This is a genomic window from Eubacterium sp. MSJ-13 (assembly GCF_018918235.1).
Lineage (GTDB): Bacteria > Bacillota > Clostridia > Lachnospirales > Lachnospiraceae > Butyribacter.
The window spans coordinates 13,255-30,047 of sequence record NZ_JAHLQE010000031.1; the positions used below are offsets into that span (position 1 = coordinate 13,255).

Consider the following 16,793-nt stretch of genomic DNA (forward strand, 5'->3'; position numbering starts at 1 on the left):
GTCAATGATGGGATTTTACAGGATTACAGTCCCATGCCTGAATGAGGCATGAGTTTATTTTATAGGAGTGATGTTATGGATTTGAATGTAAGGCTTGGAAAGATGACAAAAGCTATGAAAACACAGCTTTTTATCGACAATCTTACAACTATATTTAACCCTCAGGCACTTTTTAGTGATGGTACGGCGAGATACCGTATCCCACCTGAACCTGAGATAAATGAGAATGTTAAGATAAGATTCAGAACGGGCAGAGAGAATATTGATAAAGTAGTTCTTGTAGTCTGTACCGATACACGTATAGAGATGGAAAAAGTGTATAATGACAGAATGTTTGATTACTATGAGAGCACCGTTGAACTTACAGATAAAATGATAGATTATTATTTTGAAGTTACAAGCGGAAGTGTGGTATGTTATTACAACAGTGTTGGAGTATGCAGTGGAGTTGAACCTTATTACAACTTTACGATAACACCTTCGTTTAGTACACCGGACTGGGCGAAAGGTGCAGTGTTTTATCAGATATATGTTGACCGTTTTTGTAACGGTGACAGGTCAAATGATGTTGAGAAAGATGAGTATGTCTATATCGGTGAGGGAACTGACAAGGTGAATGACTGGTTTAAATATCCGGCTTCGATGGGTGTCAGGGAATTTTATGGTGGTGATATAGCGGGTGTCTGGCAGAAACTTGATTATCTGCAGGGACTTGGTGTTGACGCGATATATTTTAATCCGCTTTTTGTATCACCATCAAATCATAAATATGATATTCAGGATTATGATTATATCGACCCCCATTTTGGAAAGATAGTTAAAGATGAGGGCGAAGTCTTACACAGGGATGAACAGGGAAACCTTATGTGTGATGGAACTTATCCTAATAAATATGCGACAAAGTATGTGTGCAGGGTGACTGATAAGGAAAATCTTGAGGCGAGCAATGAGTTTTTTGCAAAATTTGTTGAGGAAGTTCACAGAAGAGGCATGAAAGTTATTCTTGATGGTGTTTTCAATCACTGTGGTTCTTTCAATAAATGGCTTGACAGAGAGTGTATATATGAGGATGCAGAAGGCTACGAAAAGGGTGCGTATGTATCTAGTGAGAGTCCGTACAGGACATTCTTTAAGTTTAACGAAGATATGTGGCCATACAATTATCACTATGACGGATGGTGGGGACACGATACACTTCCTAAACTCAATTATGAGGATTCACCGCTTCTTTTTGACTATATCATGCATATAGCGAGAAAATGGGTTTCACCTCCGTACAATGTTGACGGATGGAGACTTGATGTTGCGGCAGACCTCGGACAGTCACAGGAATACAATCATTATTTCTGGAAAGAATTCAGGAGAAATGTCAAGGAGGCAAATCCTGATGCAATCGTGCTTGCAGAGCATTATGGTGATCCTACGAGCTGGCTTCGCGGTGACCAGTGGGATACAGTTATGAACTATGATGCGTTTATGGAGCCTATAACATGGTTTTTGACAGGAGTTGAAAAGCATAGTGATGAGTACAGGGAGGATCTTCTTGGCAATGCTGATGCGTTCTTTGGCTCTATGCGAAATTATATGACAAGATTTAACACACAGTCGCTTCAGGTTGCCATGAATGAACTTTCAAACCATGACCATTCAAGGTTTATGACGAGAACAAATCACAGGGTCGGAAGAACAGCGAGTGTGGGACCTCAGGCGGCAGATGAGGGAATAGATAAGGCTCTTTTCAGACTTGGTGTCATGATACAGATGACATGGCCGGGAGCACCGACTATATATTATGGTGATGAGGCAGGACTTTGCGGCTGGACTGACCCTGACAACAGAAGGACATATCCTTGGGGAAGAGAAGATCAGGAACTGATTGAATATCACAGACAGCTTATAAGGATACACAAGGATTATCAGGTATTTAAGACAGGTTCGATTCTCTTTTTAAAAGGTCAGTATAAACTGATAGGTTATGGAAGATTTGACGAGAACGATAAGATAGTTGTCATGATAAACAGCAGTGATGAGGTTCGTGAGGCAGATATACCGGTGTGGAGACTTGGCGTCATTCAGGAGACGCGTATGGCAAGGCTTATGATAAGCAGCAGGGAAGGTTATTCTGATGAGGCTAAGGTCTATCCTGTTGTAAACGGAAACATTCATGTTGAGTGTCCTCCGATGTCAGGAATGATAATAAAAGATATAGAAAGCATGGGTTAAAAATCTATGGGAAAAATAAGAGAGTGGATGCATGGCCGTGGAAGGAAAACGGTCATTGCTGTCATGATTGTTCTTGCATTTGCTATGGTCGTTCATTATTTTATTGTGGAAAGGCATGGTAAATTGGGGCTTGAAAGTGCCTATAGTGCAGATGTACAGGAAACTGTATCACCTAAGCCGCAGGAAGATTATTATGTTGGCGGTGCGAGCATAGGCAGTGTGAAGAAAGGAACAAAGATTTCAGAAGGTGATACGATAAAAAAAGACAATGAAGATAAAAAAAATAACTCGAGAAAAACTACAAAAAATAAATAATAAATATACATTTTCATTGCTTTTATAATAATAATTATAATATAATACATCTATTAAGGGTTTTTGGAAGAAAAAGTCGAATACCCAAATGTAATATAAAGTGTCGGGAGTTAAAAACCGACGGAACGGAGGAGAAAAATGTACAGTTTAATTCCAGTGGTATGTGCACAGGATATCACAGCACTTGTTCGCGCATTACCCGGTTCTGTAGCCCAGGGACTTATCTGGGGAATCATGGCGATAGGAGTATTCTTGACTTTTAAGATACTTGATTTTGCCGATCTTACGGTTGATGGAACGATGGCAACGGGTGGTGTTGTCACTGTCATGCTTATTTTGAAAGGATGGAGTCCGATAGCCGCGGTTGTGGCTGCATTTGTTGCAGGTATGCTTGCAGGACTTATTACTGGTGTGTTACATACTGTTCTTGGAATTCCTGATATACTGGCGGGTATTCTTACACAGCTTTCATTATATTCGATAAATCTGAACATATCAGAGGGAAAGGCAAATCAGGCTGTAAATGTAGACATGTATAAGCTAGTTGTCACAGGTCGTGATAATCCTGCCACCATAGTTGCAGTGCTTGTCATACTTGCGATAGTCATAGGTCTTATGTACTGGTTTTTTGGAACGGAACTCGGTTTTACGATCAGAGCGACAGGCTGTAATCCTAACATGTCAAGGGCACAAGGTATAAATACAAATGTTGCAAAGGTTATCGCACTTGTATTTTCTAATGGTCTTGTAGGATTTGCAGGTGGTCTTCTTTCGCAGTATCAGGGTAACTTTGATGTAAACATGGGTAGAGGTTCTATCGTTATCGGTCTTGCATCAGTTATCATTGGTGAGGTGCTTGGAGAGGCAATCTTTGGAAAGAAACTCAATTTCAGTGCGAGACTCGCATTTGTTGCAGTCGGAAGCATAATCTACTATATAGTTATTCAGTTTGTATTGTGGCTTGGTCTTCCTACTATTGATATGAAGATGTTCTCGGCTATGGTTGTTGCCATATTCCTTGCAGTACCATATCTCAGAGGAAAAGCTAAGAATTCATATAGAAAAGCTGCAAAGGGAGGTGCCTGAAAATGTTAGAACTAAACAATGTGCATAAAACATTTAATCTTGGTACGATAAATGAGAAGAAAGCTTTAAATGGTGTCAACTTAAAACTCGAAGACGGTGATTTCGTTACTGTAATTGGTGGAAACGGTGCAGGAAAGTCTACCACACTCAATGCTGTTGCAGGAGTATGGCCTATAGATAAAGGAAGTATTGTAATTGATGGAGTTGATATGACAGGGCTTTCAGAGCATAAGAGAGCTCCGTATCTCGGAAGAGTGTTTCAGGATCCTATGAATGGAACTGCATCTACTATGGAAATCATAGAAAATCTCGCACTTGCTGCCAGGAGAGGTCAGAGAAGAGGTTTGAGATGGGGCGTTACAAAGTCAGAAAAGAAGAAGTACAGGGAGCTGCTTGCCAAACTTGATCTTGGTCTTGAGGACAGAATGACTTCAAAGGTTGGTCTTTTATCAGGAGGACAGAGACAGGCACTTACACTTCTTATGGCTACGATCAAAAAGCCAAAACTTCTTTTACTTGATGAACATACAGCGGCTCTCGATCCTAAGACAGCGGCAAAAGTTCTTGAACTGTCAGATAAGATTATTGCAGAAAATAATCTTACGGCAATGATGGTTACACACAATATGAGAGATGCGATAGTGCATGGAAATCGTCTTATCATGATGAATGAGGGACAGGTTATACTTGATATCAAGGGTGAAGAAAAAAAGAAACTTACAGTTGAGGACCTGCTTCAGAAATTTGAAGAGGTAAGCGGCGAGGAATTCTCAAATGATAAAGCACTTTTAAGCTAAAATAATATTAGGGCGGGGAGGTCATCGGATTAGGATGATACCCGCCTTAATTATAACTATAAATTAAGATAAAGAGGCAGGAATATATATGAGCCATAGTATTACAGATATTTTTTACAAACAGCGGGCTGATTTTTTTAAAGAACAAAAGGAAAGAGAAAAAAGAATGACATTCCCAGATGATGTTGAGGAATATAAAAACATAGCATACCTTGATGATGGAGATAAGGCACACAGATTGGATGTTTACAGACCTAAAGAAGCGGGCAGTAAAAAGCTTCCGGTCATCATAAATGTTCATGGCGGAGGTCTTATTCTTGGAAGTAAGGAGTTTAACAGATATTTTTGTGCGAAAATGTGTAAACTTGGATATGTTATATTTAGTGTTGAATATCGTCTTGTGCCGGACTGCATGTTTTTTGACCAGTGTGAAGACTTATCGAGAGCATTTGACTATATTGACAAAAATATTTCAAAATATAATGGAGATGAGAAGGAAATCTTCGCGGTAGGTGACAGTGGTGGAGCATGTCTCCTAACATATACAACAGCTATGATAACAAACAAAAAGATGGCTGCGGCGGCGAAGGTTAAGGCATCAAAGATAAACATAAAAGCGCTTGGGCTTATAAGTGGTATGTTCTATACAAATAAGTTTGATAAACTGGGGTTGTTCCTTCCAAAATATCTTTATGGAAAGAATTACAAAAAAGAAAGTTTTGCGAAGTATGTCAACCCTGAAAATACGGAATTGATAAATGCACTTCCGCCGTGTTTTCTTGTGACAAGCGAGAATGATAATTTAAAACATTACACCATTAATTTTGTAAAAGCACTCAAAAAAAATAATAAATACCATAAATTGATAAATTTTGAAAAGAAGCCTGAATTGACACATGCATTCAGTGTTTTTGAGCCGGAACTTAAAGAGAGTGGTGAAACTATCAGGGAGATATCAAAATTTTTTATGCACTGTAAAAGATAGTTCAATCAGATAAGGGATAGTGAATTTACCTGATCTAAATATGTGGAGGTGAGGTTTTATGAATTACGATGAAAATGTTTTTAAGGAAAAGGCAAACAGAAAAGCAAGGCGCATATGGTTCATATTTGCGATACTTCTTTCAGCAAATTATGGTTCTGATGTAGCTAACGGGCTTAATACGGCATCTTATTATGCTGTATTTCTAGCACTTTGCTGGATTCCGATAGTTTCAGGAGAAATCCTTTTGAGAGTTAAAGGATGGGAAACAGATTTGTATAAATACAACCTTGTAATTGGTTATGGGATTTTTTATACATTTGTTATAAGTACAACTGAATCACCAATAGCATTTACATATATTCTTCCAGTTACAAGTCTTCTTGTACTGTATAAAAATCGTAAGTTTATGGTTTACTGTGGTATCGTAAACTCGATTATTATCATAATAAGTTCTGTTTATCATGTAATGTGTGGATATAATTCAGAAGCAGATATGAAAAATTATCAGCTTGAATTGTCTGCTATAATTCTCTGTTACATTTGTTATGTAATGTCGATTCATCACCTTAATGAGTCTGATGGCGCAATGACAAATAGCATAAAAGCTGATCTTAAACGTGTTATCACAACGGTTGAAAAGGTTAAAACAGCGAGTAATTCAATTATGAGTGGTGTATCTGTAGTAAGAGAGATTTCTGTTGAAAATACTCACAGTGCTAATGTAGTTGTTGATGGTATGGTAACACTTAAAGATAATAATGGCAGACTTGAAGAGACAACTTCATCATCTGTAAATATGACTACGGATATTAATTCACAGGTACAGCATGTTGCAGAAATGATAGAACAGATGGTAAGTTTAACTGTTGAATCAGGAGAACATGCAAAAAATAGTTCAGATGATCTTAAAAGTCTTGTTGAGACTACACATTTAATGACGAATCTTGCTTCTGAAATGGGAAAGATACTTGAAAACTTCAGGGAGGAATTTGAAAGGGTTAAGCTTGAGACCGGTAAAATCGAAGAGATTACGGAGCAGACGACACTTCTTGCGTTGAATGCTTCTATTGAAGCTGCAAGAGCTGGGGAAGCGGGCAGAGGATTTGGGGTTGTTGCTCAGCAGATAAGCTCACTTAGTACAGAGACACAGTCTTCATCAGGTCAGATAGAAGATGCTCTTATAAGACTTCAGCAGACATCGGATAAGATGACTGCATCGATGGAGGAAACGATAAAGCTTGTCCAGGAGACATTTAAAAAGGTTACAAAAACCGGAAAGAATGTTGGAAAGATAAATGATGACTCAAAACAGCTTGAAAGTCATATCCAGGAGATTGATACAGCTATGAAAGAGGTTGAAAACTCAAATCGTCAGCTTGTTGATAATATGGATAATGTATCTGGAATCGTATCTGACATGACAGGATGCATATCATATTCAAATGAGATAAGCAACCGTATGCTTAGTAAGTATGAAGAGTCTATGACTAATATAAATGATATTGAAAAGGTTGTTGAGGCTCTTATGTGTGAACTTGGTATCGGTGGATTTATGGGAATCGAGGATATACAGCCTGGAATGAAAGTTCAGGTTTCCATAAAGAAAGCAGATTTAGAGGATTCTGTTGAGATACTTCATGGAGATGTTATAAAACAGATTGATGATAAGGTTATCGTAAATCTTCCAAAGGCAAAAGAAACATATAAAGAGTCAGAATGTCAGTTGCAGATAACTGTTGGAAATGTATTGTATATGTGGAAGAGTGCAGGCATTAAACAAATTCAGTCGGAAGGTGCACATACATTTGAGATTACGGTAACATCAAGACCGACGATAAAGAACAGAAGAAAGTATCCTCGTATGGATATAAATAATAAGTGTAAGATAATATTACAGGAGTCGGGAAAAGTAATAGATGCAAGACTTGACAATATAAGTGCAAATGGTTTTGCTCTGCTGACAAAAGATTCATATTTTAAAGAAAATAAAAATGCTAAGATAAAGATTGAAATTGAAGATTTTGATCTTCCGAAACATAATGTACTTGAAGGTAGGGTTATCCGCTGCTCTGAAAATGATGGAATGTATATTGTAGGCTGTCAGATGCCTGAGGATGACAATGCAATAAGAGAGTATGTAAATAACAGTATTTAGCATTATCAAGAAAGTAATAGAGCGGATTGAGAATATCCGCTTAACGATAATCACAGAGAATAACAAAAAGAGACAATGTTTTTTATGCACTGTCTCTTTTTGTTATTCTCTAAGCTGATGATGAAGAACTTTATCTTTATACATTTCTTCATCGGCAGCTTTTATAAAATCATCAAGTGAAATATCAGTTGTAGGTACACCGGTTATAACACCAATACTTGCACTGACATTGTAAGGATAGTTATGCGTTTTGTTGAAAATATTAATATTCTGGTGAATTTTATCTAAAAAATCATTGGTATCGAGTCCGTCTGCCAATGGACCGGCCATGACAAATTCATCACCACCGAATCTTGCACATGTTTCATCTCTGATACTTGATTTTATAAGTATATTTCCTATTGCCGAGATTGCAATATCTCCATCAGAGTGACCATAGGTATCATTTATCTTTTTTAGTCCATTAAGGTCAACTGATATTGCAATAAAATGTTTCTGTTCAGTAATACAGAGTTTAAATTGTGGAAGTACTTTCTGATAAAATCCGCGTCTGTTTAAAAGACCAGTAAGTGGGTCATGTATATATTTATTTTCAAGGTTTGATATGATATTCTGCTGCCTCTGGTGAACTTTCATTGTTTCAAGTGAATTGCTGACATTCATGAGAAACTGATAAAGCTGTTCCATGTTTATCCTGTCAGGCTCATATACAAATGCTACATACCCTATCGTATGGCTTAACACATGCAATGGAACAAACATGATATTATCCTCTTCTTCAAGAACCTGCTCAAGATTTGGAAGAAGATTAACTGTTTCAAAATCAGTCATACCCTGCCAGACAGTATCATGCTTTGATAAAACAACATCCATATGATTGGAGTATCCTGAATGAGAGTATGTCTGCTCATCAAGAATGTCAGAAAGCTCTTCCTCCTCAGTCAAAAAGTTATCAACGATACAGAGCCAGAATCTATGACTGCAGAAAAATCTCTCATATCGTGTAAGTGTATCAAAAACACCTTGAAAAGAGTTGTTATCAGTTAAATCAGCAGACATATTTATCTGATGATCATTAAAATATATCTGGTTGTTAAATTTGTTGTTTAGTTTGTATGACAGATTACTGTATTGTTTTAAGTTTTTCTGATTGCATCCGCAGGAACCACCTATAATAACCTTTGACGGAATTACATTATCTTTAGGAATTTCTTTTCCAGTAAACAGGTCATTTAATAAGTCAAAAGATAATTTTACGGCATTTTTAAAATCATGTTGTGCTGTTGTAATAGGCGGAAAATGGTCAATAGCCGGAGTTATACCGTCAAAGCCGGTGATGGCAATATCTTGAGGAATATCATATCCGGCATCGGTAAGTAAATGAAAAGCAGTTATAGCCATGACATCATTGGCACATGCGATAGCCTGTGGCATAGGGAGGTCACTATTTAAGAACTGTTTTATGACATGTTCCGTAGGTGTAGTCCAAAAACTTCCATAGCCTATACGTTCCTCTTCAATAGGAATACCATGTTCGGTCAGTACTTTTTTATATATTTCAATGCGCTCTTCCGAGTAATAATTACCCTTGATACCGGCAATAAAGTTTATTGTTGTATAATGATGATCCTCGATAAGATGGCATAATATCTTTTCTAATGCAGACTGATAATCATATCTTATATTGTAACAGCCATCAATAGGGCGGTCTATCGAAATGACAGGTATATGTTTCTTAAGTGCCTCTGATATAATCTCATCACGGACTATAGGACATTTAACCGTTTCGGAAAGGATTATCATAGCGTCGATAAGTTCATGGTTTATAAGGTTGAAAATGTAACTTTCACCTTCATCATGTTTTCCTCCGCTTCTTGCACGGTAAAGATCGCTGAAGGAACGGAAAAATAAAAGTTTAAAATCATGTTTTTTTGAAAATTCAACAAAATATCTCATATAGTGTTCATTGTAATCACTGTCAATAGCTGCACAGCATATGGCGATTACACGGTTTTTAAATTTAAGCATTATTCACGACCTTTCTGAATAATATCATCACGTAAAATATAACATTATTATAATAAAAAAATGGGAGAACTGCAACAATATATTTAGAATGGATGAGTTGTAATTGCTGCTGATTGCATTGTAGATATGAACAGTAATATGTTTTTGGGGCAGATGGATATTATGTAACAAATAGATGGATTTTTCATTGAGAGAGTACGCGTAGTTTGAAGATATAGAAAAACGAACATATGTACTTGAAATTCTGGCTGATTGATGATATGATGAACGCATACATGTTCGACATATTATGTGCGAAAAATATGTATTATCACTGGTATTACATTTCTGTCTGTCTCTGAGCAAAGGCGGACAGTTTTACAAAGTTTTGATAATCTGCTTAGAAATGAGGTTTTTTATGGCAAAACATGAGGAAGTTAAGAAGTATATAAAGATAAGAAAGGCAGCAGAGCACAATCTTAAAGATATTGATGTTGATATTCCAAGGGATGAGTTTGTGGTTCTTACGGGACTTAGTGGTTCGGGAAAGTCATCTCTTGCGTTTGATACTATTTATGCGGAGGGGCAGAGAAGATATATGGAGTCGTTGTCTTCTTATGCAAGACAGTTTCTTGGGCTTATGGAAAAGCCGAATGTTGAGAAGATAGAGGGACTTCCACCTGCTATTTCAATCGACCAGAAGTCTACAAACAGAAATCCACGTTCTACAGTCGGTACTGTGACGGAGATTTACGACTATTTCAGACTTCTTTATGCGAGGGTTGGCATACCGCATTGTCCTAAGTGTGGAAAAGAGATAAAAAGGCAGACGGTAGACCAGATATGTGATGAGATTATGAAACTTGAAAAAGGTACGAGATTGCAGCTTCTTGCACCTGTTGTCAGGGGAAGAAAGGGTGAACATGTCAAGGTATTTGAAAGTGCCAGAAAGAGCGGTTATGTAAGGGTTGTCGTTGACGGTCACATTTATGACCTGTCAGAGGATATAAAGTTAGAGAAAAATAAAAAGCATGACATAGAGATAATGGTTGACAGGCTTGTTGTCAGGGACGGCATAGAAAAGAGGCTTAGCGATTCGATTGAAAATGTCATGAGACTTTCTGACGGACTTCTTATAGTAGATATTCCTGGGAAAGAACAGCTTAGGTTCAGCCAGAGTTTTTCTTGTGCTGACTGCGGTATAAGTATTGATGAGATAGAGCCAAGGACATTTTCATTTAACAATCCTTTTGGTGCGTGTGAGGTATGTCACGGTATCGGATATAAGATGGAATTTGCAGAGGAGCTTATGATACCTGATACATCGTTAAGTATCGCAGACGGAGCACTTGTCGTAAATGGATGGCAGTCTGTTACAAATAAGACAAGCTATGCGAGATGTGTCCTTGATGCACTTGCCGAGGAATATGGATTTGACCTTAACACTCCTTATAAAGATCTGCCTGAGGATATCAGACATATGCTTATGCATGGAACTGACGGCAGAAGTGTTCAGGTGCATTACAGAGGACAGCGTGGCGTTGGTGTATATGATGTCGTTTTTGAGGGAGTTATCAAAAATGTTGAGAGGAGATACAGGGAGACTGCATCAGAGAGCACAAAAAAAGAGTATGAGAGTTTTATGAGGATAACTCCTTGTAAGGCTTGTAAAGGAAAAAGACTCCGCCCTGAAGCACTTGCCGTTACGGTCGGAGATAAAAATATCGCACAGATAACAGAGCTTTCGATAATCGACCTTAAAAATTATCTTGATAACCTTGAACTTACAAAGAACCAGTTAAATATAGGAAGGGTTGTACTCAAAGAGATAAAAGCAAGGGTAGGATTTCTTGTCGAGGTAGGTCTTGAATATCTCTCGCTTTCAAGATATACGGCGAGTCTTTCGGGTGGTGAAGCACAGCGTATCAGACTTGCGACACAGATAGGTTCGGGACTTGTTGGAGTTGCCTATATACTTGATGAGCCGAGCATAGGACTTCACCAGAGAGACAATGATAAACTTCTAGGTGCGTTGATGAAGTTAAAAAATCTCGGAAACACACTTATAGTTGTTGAACATGACGAGGATACGATGCTTGCGGCTGACTATATAGTTGACATAGGGCCGGGGGCAGGTTCGCATGGCGGCAGGGTGATAGCGACAGGAACGGCAGAGGATATCATGGCATGCAAGGAGTCAATAACAGGTGATTACTTAAGTGGCAGAAAAAAGATACCTGTTCCGGAGGTGAGAAAAGAGCCTACAGGCTGGATAAAGGTAAAAGGGGCAAAAGAAAACAATCTCAAAAATATCAATGTAGAGTTTCCAACGGGAGTTATGACCTGCGTTACAGGAGTTTCCGGTTCGGGAAAAAGTTCACTTGTAAATGAGATACTTTACAAGTCAATGGCAAAGCAGTTAAACAGGGCGAGAACTATTCCGGGACTCTGTAGCGGTGTTGAGGGACTTGAGCAGCTTGACAAGGTTATCAATATAGACCAGTCACCGATAGGAAGAACACCACGCTCAAATCCTGCGACTTATACGGGTGTGTTTGATATGATAAGGGATTTGTTTGCAGCCACACCTGATGCGAAAGCGAAAGGATATAAAAAAGGCCGTTTCAGTTTTAATGTGAAAGGCGGCAGATGTGAAAACTGCCACGGTGACGGAATCATAAAGATAGAGATGAACTTCCTGCCGGATGTATATGTGCCTTGTGAAGTATGCGGTGGAAAGAGATACAACAGGGAAACTTTAGATGTAAAATATAAGGGCAAGAGTATATATGATGTACTTGACATGACAGTGGAAGAAGCACTCACATTCTTTGAGGCAGTACCGACTATCAGAAGAAAGATAGAAACGCTTTATGAGGTAGGACTTTCCTATATAAAACTCGGTCAGCCGTCAACCACGCTTTCAGGTGGAGAAGCACAGCGAATCAAACTTGCAACAGAACTCAGCAAGAGAAGTACGGGCAAAACGGTGTATGTACTTGATGAGCCGACAACAGGACTTCATTTTGCAGATGTACACAAGCTCGTTGATATATTGAGGAGACTTACCGAGAATGGCAATACAGTCATCGTGATAGAGCATAATCTCGATGTTATAAAAACAGCGGACTATATAATCGACTTAGGACCTGAGGGTGGAGCAAACGGCGGAACAGTCATAGCTAAGGGCACGCCTGAAAAGGTAGCAAAAAGTAAGAAGTCTTATACGGGGGCGTTTATAAAGAAGATGCTTGAGAGGTGATTGCGAAACAGATTATATGTTTGCTGTTTGCTATAACCAATGCTAACGCAGGAACGCTTTCGCTGCCAGTCACTCTTAATAGTGCTAAGTCAGCAAAGTACGCTGATGAAAAAATGAAAGGGGCGGTTTTATGGATAAGAAAAATGACAACTCGTTCTTTGCCATGCTGTCGAGGATGAAATATATCGAGAGATGGGCACTGATGCGTAATTCACTCAGGGAGAATGTCTGCGAACATTCTCTCGAAACAGCGGTCGTTGCCCATGCTCTCGCTGTTATAGGAAATTGCAGGTTTGGTATGGATTATGATGCCGAGCATATTGCATTGCTTGCACTGTATCATGACTGTACGGAGATCATCACCGGAGATATGCCGACTCCCGTTAAATATTACAATGCTGATATAAAGGATGCATACAAGGAGATTGAGACTAATGCGGCGAAAAATCTTCTGTCAAGGCTTCCTGAGGATATGGCTTCGGAGTATGAAAAGTATCTGCTGCCTAAAGAGGATGCGTCAGTTATGAAACTTGTTAAGGCAGCAGATAAGATATCAGCACTTATAAAGTGCATAGAGGAAGAAAAGACAGGAAACAGGGAATTTAATCATGCGAAAGAGTCAACTTTTAAGGCGATAAGAGAACTTGAATGCAGGGAGGCTGAGATTTTCTGCGAGGAGTTTGTGCCGGAGTATGAAAAGACGCTGGATGAGTTGAATTGAGGATAAGCTATGCGGAAGCGGTTGACAGCGTGTTTGCAGGTTTATGAAAGTAAGAAATGAAAGGCTGAACTGTTATGTTGAATTGAACCGAAAATGGAAAGGTGATTGACGATTATATTTGAGTCAATTATAATATATCTGATTATGTGAAGCAATATAGGATAGGAGTCAATTATGAAAATATCTGTAAATAACATAGGTCTGATAAATCGTGCCGATATTGAATTGGATGGAATAACTGTCATTGGCGGCTATAATTGCAGCGGCAAAAGCACGATTTTAAAAGCGATATATTCTCTTTTATATTCAAATTCAGATATAAAGAAAAAAATTGAGGAAGAAAAGGAAAAAAGTTATGTTCAAACTATTGAGAATTTATATGGCGTTCCAGAATCTTTTGAAAATGTCGTGCCTGACACTAGAATTTGGCGGCAGGTAAAGGAAATATTTGATAAAGAACAGAGTTTAACACTTGAACAGTTAAACAAAGTTATTGAAAAAGTAGTTAGAGAAAAGGGGTTGAATATAGATTACTTATATGGATTTGATGAATTTGGTGATACAGCTAATACATCAAAAGAAATACGATTTAAACCGTTATATGAACAAATAGTAACAATTTTAAAAAGAAATGATTCAGAATATGTCCGTTTTATATTTTCCAGAAACTTTCAGAATATTTTTAAAGGAAATATTAATTCGTTTGGCTGTCACAAAAAGGGAAGTGTAAGCATTGAGTTTGATATAAATGAAGTTTTTGCGGAGTTTAATGATAACAGACTGATTTCATATAAAAGTTATCCTAATTTTGTAAACTCAATATGGTATCTTGATACCTGTCATTTTACGGATATAATTAATGACAAAAAAGTATCATCGTTACTTTACAGTGAACTTAGAAAAGCGTTGTATAAAGAAGTTGGCATGGATATTTCTTATGAGCTGTTTAGTGATATTGAGGAAAACACAGATACTTTTACTAATATTTTAAAAGAAATATTACATGGTGAATTGATTACCGGGGAGTCAGGGAATGGCTTGTTGTATAAAGATGAAAAAGCACATACAAGTTTTGATATTAAAAATGTGGCATCTGGAATGAAAAATATGCTTGTAATCCAAAAATTATTGCAAAACGGTTCTCTAAATAGAAACAGTATTTTGCTTATTGATGAACCTGAATCTAATTTACATCCAGAATGGCAGGTGAAATTTGCGGAAATATTAGTCTTGCTAAATAAAGAATTAAATATAAAAATAGTCATAAATTCACACAGTCCGTATTTTATGAGAGCTATTGAAGTTTCATTGGCAAATTATTCTCTTAAAGAAAAAGGGAGATTTTATGTTATGAACGAGGATGCAAACGGTTATTTTTCTACGGAGGATGTTACGAAAAATACTGATAAAGTTTATGAATTGTTGTATAAACCATTAGATTACTTATAGAATATGAGGACATTTTGATATATGAAAGAATATGAAAGTACAATAAAAGAAACATCAAAAAGTGATGAGAACATAGATTTTATAGAAAGTGAAGTAAAAGTTTACGATTTTGATGCTTATACGGAAGATGTTTGTAAAGAATATAGAAGTAAAAAGAGTCTAAGTTCTGTAGATGCATTTGCTTTATCGGATGATGGTGATTTTTGGTTTATTGAGTTCAAAAATGCAAGAAAATCGCAATTACCCAAAAAATCTTTGCCACCCAAAGCGTATGATAGTATGTATACTGCTTATTTTTTTCTGAATCAAAAGTATTCGATTGATGAATTGAAGAGCAAAGCTATATTGTTCGTAGTTTATAATGATGATGTTATAAGTGATGAAAATAAAGAAAATCCTAGTAAAGGTTTTTCAAAATTTAAAAATAAGATAGGAGAGTTGGCAAAGATAGACACAGAAACAAGGATATTGTTTGGATTGGAAAAATTTAAGGGGTTTTTATATAAGGAAATACATACTATTGGAAAACAGGAATTTTTGGAAAAATATGAACAGAAATGCCGTCTGATTGAATGATTGAGTAAGAAAAAGCTAAAAGAAAAATGTTATCATATTCTTTTAGCTTTTTATTTTTTTGTGTATATATTTAAATGTAATGTTTGCGTTTGCACATAATGTCATGTTGTGCTAACATATAAAAGCATTATTAAAGCATCAGGATTTAAGTTACTGTTTACATCTGCGTTGTGGACAGACAACGGATTTATGCAGAGCATATCTTCTGATGTGAAAAAAGTTTCATGAAAACAGGGAAAATGAGGTATATTATGGAACAGGATGAGATATATGGAGAATTTGCCTATGTCTATGATGAGTTCATGGACAACATTCCATATGGACAGTGGCATGATTATCTTCATAGATTATTGATAAAATATGGTGTTAAAGATGGTATAGTGGCAGACCTTGCCTGTGGTACTGGCACGATGACAAAAATGCTTGCGGATGACGGGTATGATATGATAGGTGTCGATATGTCATATGAGATGCTTGAGGTGGCAAGACAGAAGTATTGTTGTCAGAGTTCTGATGAAATGGCAGATGAAAATGAAGATAAGTCTGATGATTTAAAAGATTTTTCAGAGTATTCTCGAGAATCTGCACAAGTGAGTGAAGATAAAAGTGGGATTCTGTTCTTAAATCAGGATATGCGTGAGCTTGACCTTTATGGTACTGCTGCTGCTATGGTGTGTGTCTGTGACGGGATGAATTATATAACAGATGAAAATGATCTGCTTAGGGTTTTTGAAAAGGTGAAGATTTTTCTTGATTTTGGAGGAATTTTTATTTTTGACATGAAAACGAGACATTTTTATGAAGATATACTTGGCAACAGGACGATAGCGGAAAACAGGGAGGACGCAAGTTTTATCTGGGAGAATGAATTTCATAGTGATACGGGTATTAATGAGTATCTGCTTACGATATACAGTCTTGTTGATGATGATAACGATCTTTTTGAGAGGTCGGAAGAGATACATCACCAGAGGGCATATGATGTTAAGCTGGTGAGAGATTGTCTTGAAAAGGCGGGGTTTTCATGTCTTGAGGTTTATGATGCTTTTACGGAAAATGCGGCAAAAGAGGATAGCGAGAGGATTTATTTTGTGGCACAGCGGCCTGATATGTCTGAAAAGTTATAAACTGTGATACCATAAAAAGAGAGTTTGGCATAAATGAACAGGCTCATTGTACTGCTAATTATCTTTTTATGGCTGAATTGTTACAATTAA

General features: G+C 37.3%; 12 protein-coding genes. 11 read left to right on the forward strand and 1 reads right to left on the reverse strand.

What is annotated here, in order from left to right; all coding sequences use genetic code 11:
- Positions 1 to 75: 75 nt before the first annotated feature.
- The 6 genes from KQI69_RS01925 (at position 76) to KQI69_RS01950 (ending at position 7,561) form a co-directional block, all read left to right on the forward strand.
- Positions 76 to 2,223 carry a glycoside hydrolase family 13 protein gene (locus KQI69_RS01925; protein ID WP_371818698.1) on the forward strand — a complete coding sequence of 716 codons (2,148 nt, stop codon included), beginning with the start codon at positions 76 to 78 and terminating at the stop codon, positions 2,221 to 2,223.
- Positions 2,224 to 2,229: 6 nt separating this feature from the next.
- A complete protein-coding gene (locus tag KQI69_RS01930; protein ID WP_216563597.1) occupies positions 2,230 to 2,538 on the forward strand; it encodes a hypothetical protein in 309 nt (102 codons plus the stop codon).
- 138 nt (positions 2,539 to 2,676) lie between these two features.
- Positions 2,677 to 3,624, forward strand: a complete 948-nt coding sequence (locus KQI69_RS01935; RefSeq protein ID WP_216563598.1) for an ABC transporter permease — start codon at positions 2,677 to 2,679, stop codon at positions 3,622 to 3,624.
- Positions 3,625 to 3,626: 2 nt separating this feature from the next.
- Positions 3,627 to 4,421, forward strand: coding sequence for an ABC transporter ATP-binding protein (locus KQI69_RS01940; RefSeq protein ID WP_216563599.1), 795 nt, complete (start codon positions 3,627 to 3,629; stop codon positions 4,419 to 4,421).
- 88 nt (positions 4,422 to 4,509) lie between these two features.
- The gene (locus KQI69_RS01945; RefSeq protein ID WP_216563600.1) at positions 4,510 to 5,406 is read left to right on the forward strand and encodes an alpha/beta hydrolase; all 897 of its coding nucleotides are present in this window, start codon (positions 4,510 to 4,512) and stop codon (positions 5,404 to 5,406) included.
- Positions 5,407 to 5,464: 58 nt separating this feature from the next.
- Positions 5,465 to 7,561 carry a methyl-accepting chemotaxis protein gene (locus tag KQI69_RS01950; protein ID WP_216563601.1) on the forward strand — a complete coding sequence of 699 codons (2,097 nt, stop codon included), beginning with the start codon at positions 5,465 to 5,467 and terminating at the stop codon, positions 7,559 to 7,561.
- Between the two features lie 102 nt (positions 7,562 to 7,663).
- Here KQI69_RS01950 and KQI69_RS01955 read toward each other — a convergent pair whose 3' ends face one another.
- On the reverse strand, positions 7,664 to 9,589 hold the full coding sequence (locus KQI69_RS01955; RefSeq protein ID WP_216563602.1) for a diguanylate cyclase: 1,926 nt from the start codon (positions 9,587 to 9,589) through the stop codon (positions 7,664 to 7,666).
- Between the two features lie 397 nt (positions 9,590 to 9,986).
- Between KQI69_RS01955 and uvrA the strand changes: the two genes are divergently transcribed.
- From uvrA to KQI69_RS01980, 5 genes are all read left to right on the forward strand, one after another.
- On the forward strand, positions 9,987 to 12,830 hold the full coding sequence (gene uvrA, locus KQI69_RS01960) for an excinuclease ABC subunit UvrA (protein WP_216563603.1): 2,844 nt from the start codon (positions 9,987 to 9,989) through the stop codon (positions 12,828 to 12,830).
- A gap of 130 nt (positions 12,831 to 12,960) precedes the next feature.
- Positions 12,961 to 13,551: a 5'-deoxynucleotidase gene (yfbR, locus tag KQI69_RS01965; protein WP_216563604.1), complete on the forward strand. Its 591-nt coding sequence runs from the start codon at positions 12,961 to 12,963 to the stop codon at positions 13,549 to 13,551.
- 174 nt (positions 13,552 to 13,725) lie between these two features.
- Positions 13,726 to 15,000 (forward strand): AAA family ATPase, encoded by a 1,275-nt coding sequence (locus KQI69_RS01970; RefSeq protein WP_216563605.1) that lies wholly within the window; start codon positions 13,726 to 13,728, stop codon positions 14,998 to 15,000.
- Between the two features lie 21 nt (positions 15,001 to 15,021).
- A complete protein-coding gene (locus KQI69_RS01975) occupies positions 15,022 to 15,576 on the forward strand; it encodes a hypothetical protein (protein ID WP_216563606.1) in 555 nt (184 codons plus the stop codon).
- Positions 15,577 to 15,827: 251 nt separating this feature from the next.
- Positions 15,828 to 16,703, forward strand: a complete 876-nt coding sequence (locus tag KQI69_RS01980; protein ID WP_216563607.1) for a class I SAM-dependent methyltransferase — start codon at positions 15,828 to 15,830, stop codon at positions 16,701 to 16,703.
- Positions 16,704 to 16,793 lie beyond the last annotated feature (90 nt).

Bases quoted from the DNA above. Each gene is read 5' to 3' on its own strand.
- KQI69_RS01925 (WP_371818698.1), top strand. From the start codon at position 76: ATGGATTTGAATGTAAGGCTTGGAAAGATGACAAAAGCTATGAAAACA.
- KQI69_RS01930 (WP_216563597.1), top strand. From the start codon at position 2,230: ATGGGAAAAATAAGAGAGTGGATGCATGGCCGTGGAAGGAAAACGGTC.
- KQI69_RS01935 (WP_216563598.1), top strand. From the start codon at position 2,677: ATGTACAGTTTAATTCCAGTGGTATGTGCACAGGATATCACAGCACTT.
- KQI69_RS01940 (WP_216563599.1), top strand. From the start codon at position 3,627: ATGTTAGAACTAAACAATGTGCATAAAACATTTAATCTTGGTACGATA.
- KQI69_RS01945 (WP_216563600.1), top strand. From the start codon at position 4,510: ATGAGCCATAGTATTACAGATATTTTTTACAAACAGCGGGCTGATTTT.
- KQI69_RS01950 (WP_216563601.1), top strand. From the start codon at position 5,465: ATGAATTACGATGAAAATGTTTTTAAGGAAAAGGCAAACAGAAAAGCA.
- KQI69_RS01955 (WP_216563602.1), bottom strand. From the start codon at position 9,589: ATGCTTAAATTTAAAAACCGTGTAATCGCCATATGCTGTGCAGCTATT.
- uvrA (WP_216563603.1), top strand. From the start codon at position 9,987: ATGGCAAAACATGAGGAAGTTAAGAAGTATATAAAGATAAGAAAGGCA.
- yfbR (WP_216563604.1), top strand. From the start codon at position 12,961: ATGGATAAGAAAAATGACAACTCGTTCTTTGCCATGCTGTCGAGGATG.
- KQI69_RS01970 (WP_216563605.1), top strand. From the start codon at position 13,726: ATGAAAATATCTGTAAATAACATAGGTCTGATAAATCGTGCCGATATT.
- KQI69_RS01975 (WP_216563606.1), top strand. From the start codon at position 15,022: ATGAAAGAATATGAAAGTACAATAAAAGAAACATCAAAAAGTGATGAG.
- KQI69_RS01980 (WP_216563607.1), top strand. From the start codon at position 15,828: ATGGAACAGGATGAGATATATGGAGAATTTGCCTATGTCTATGATGAG.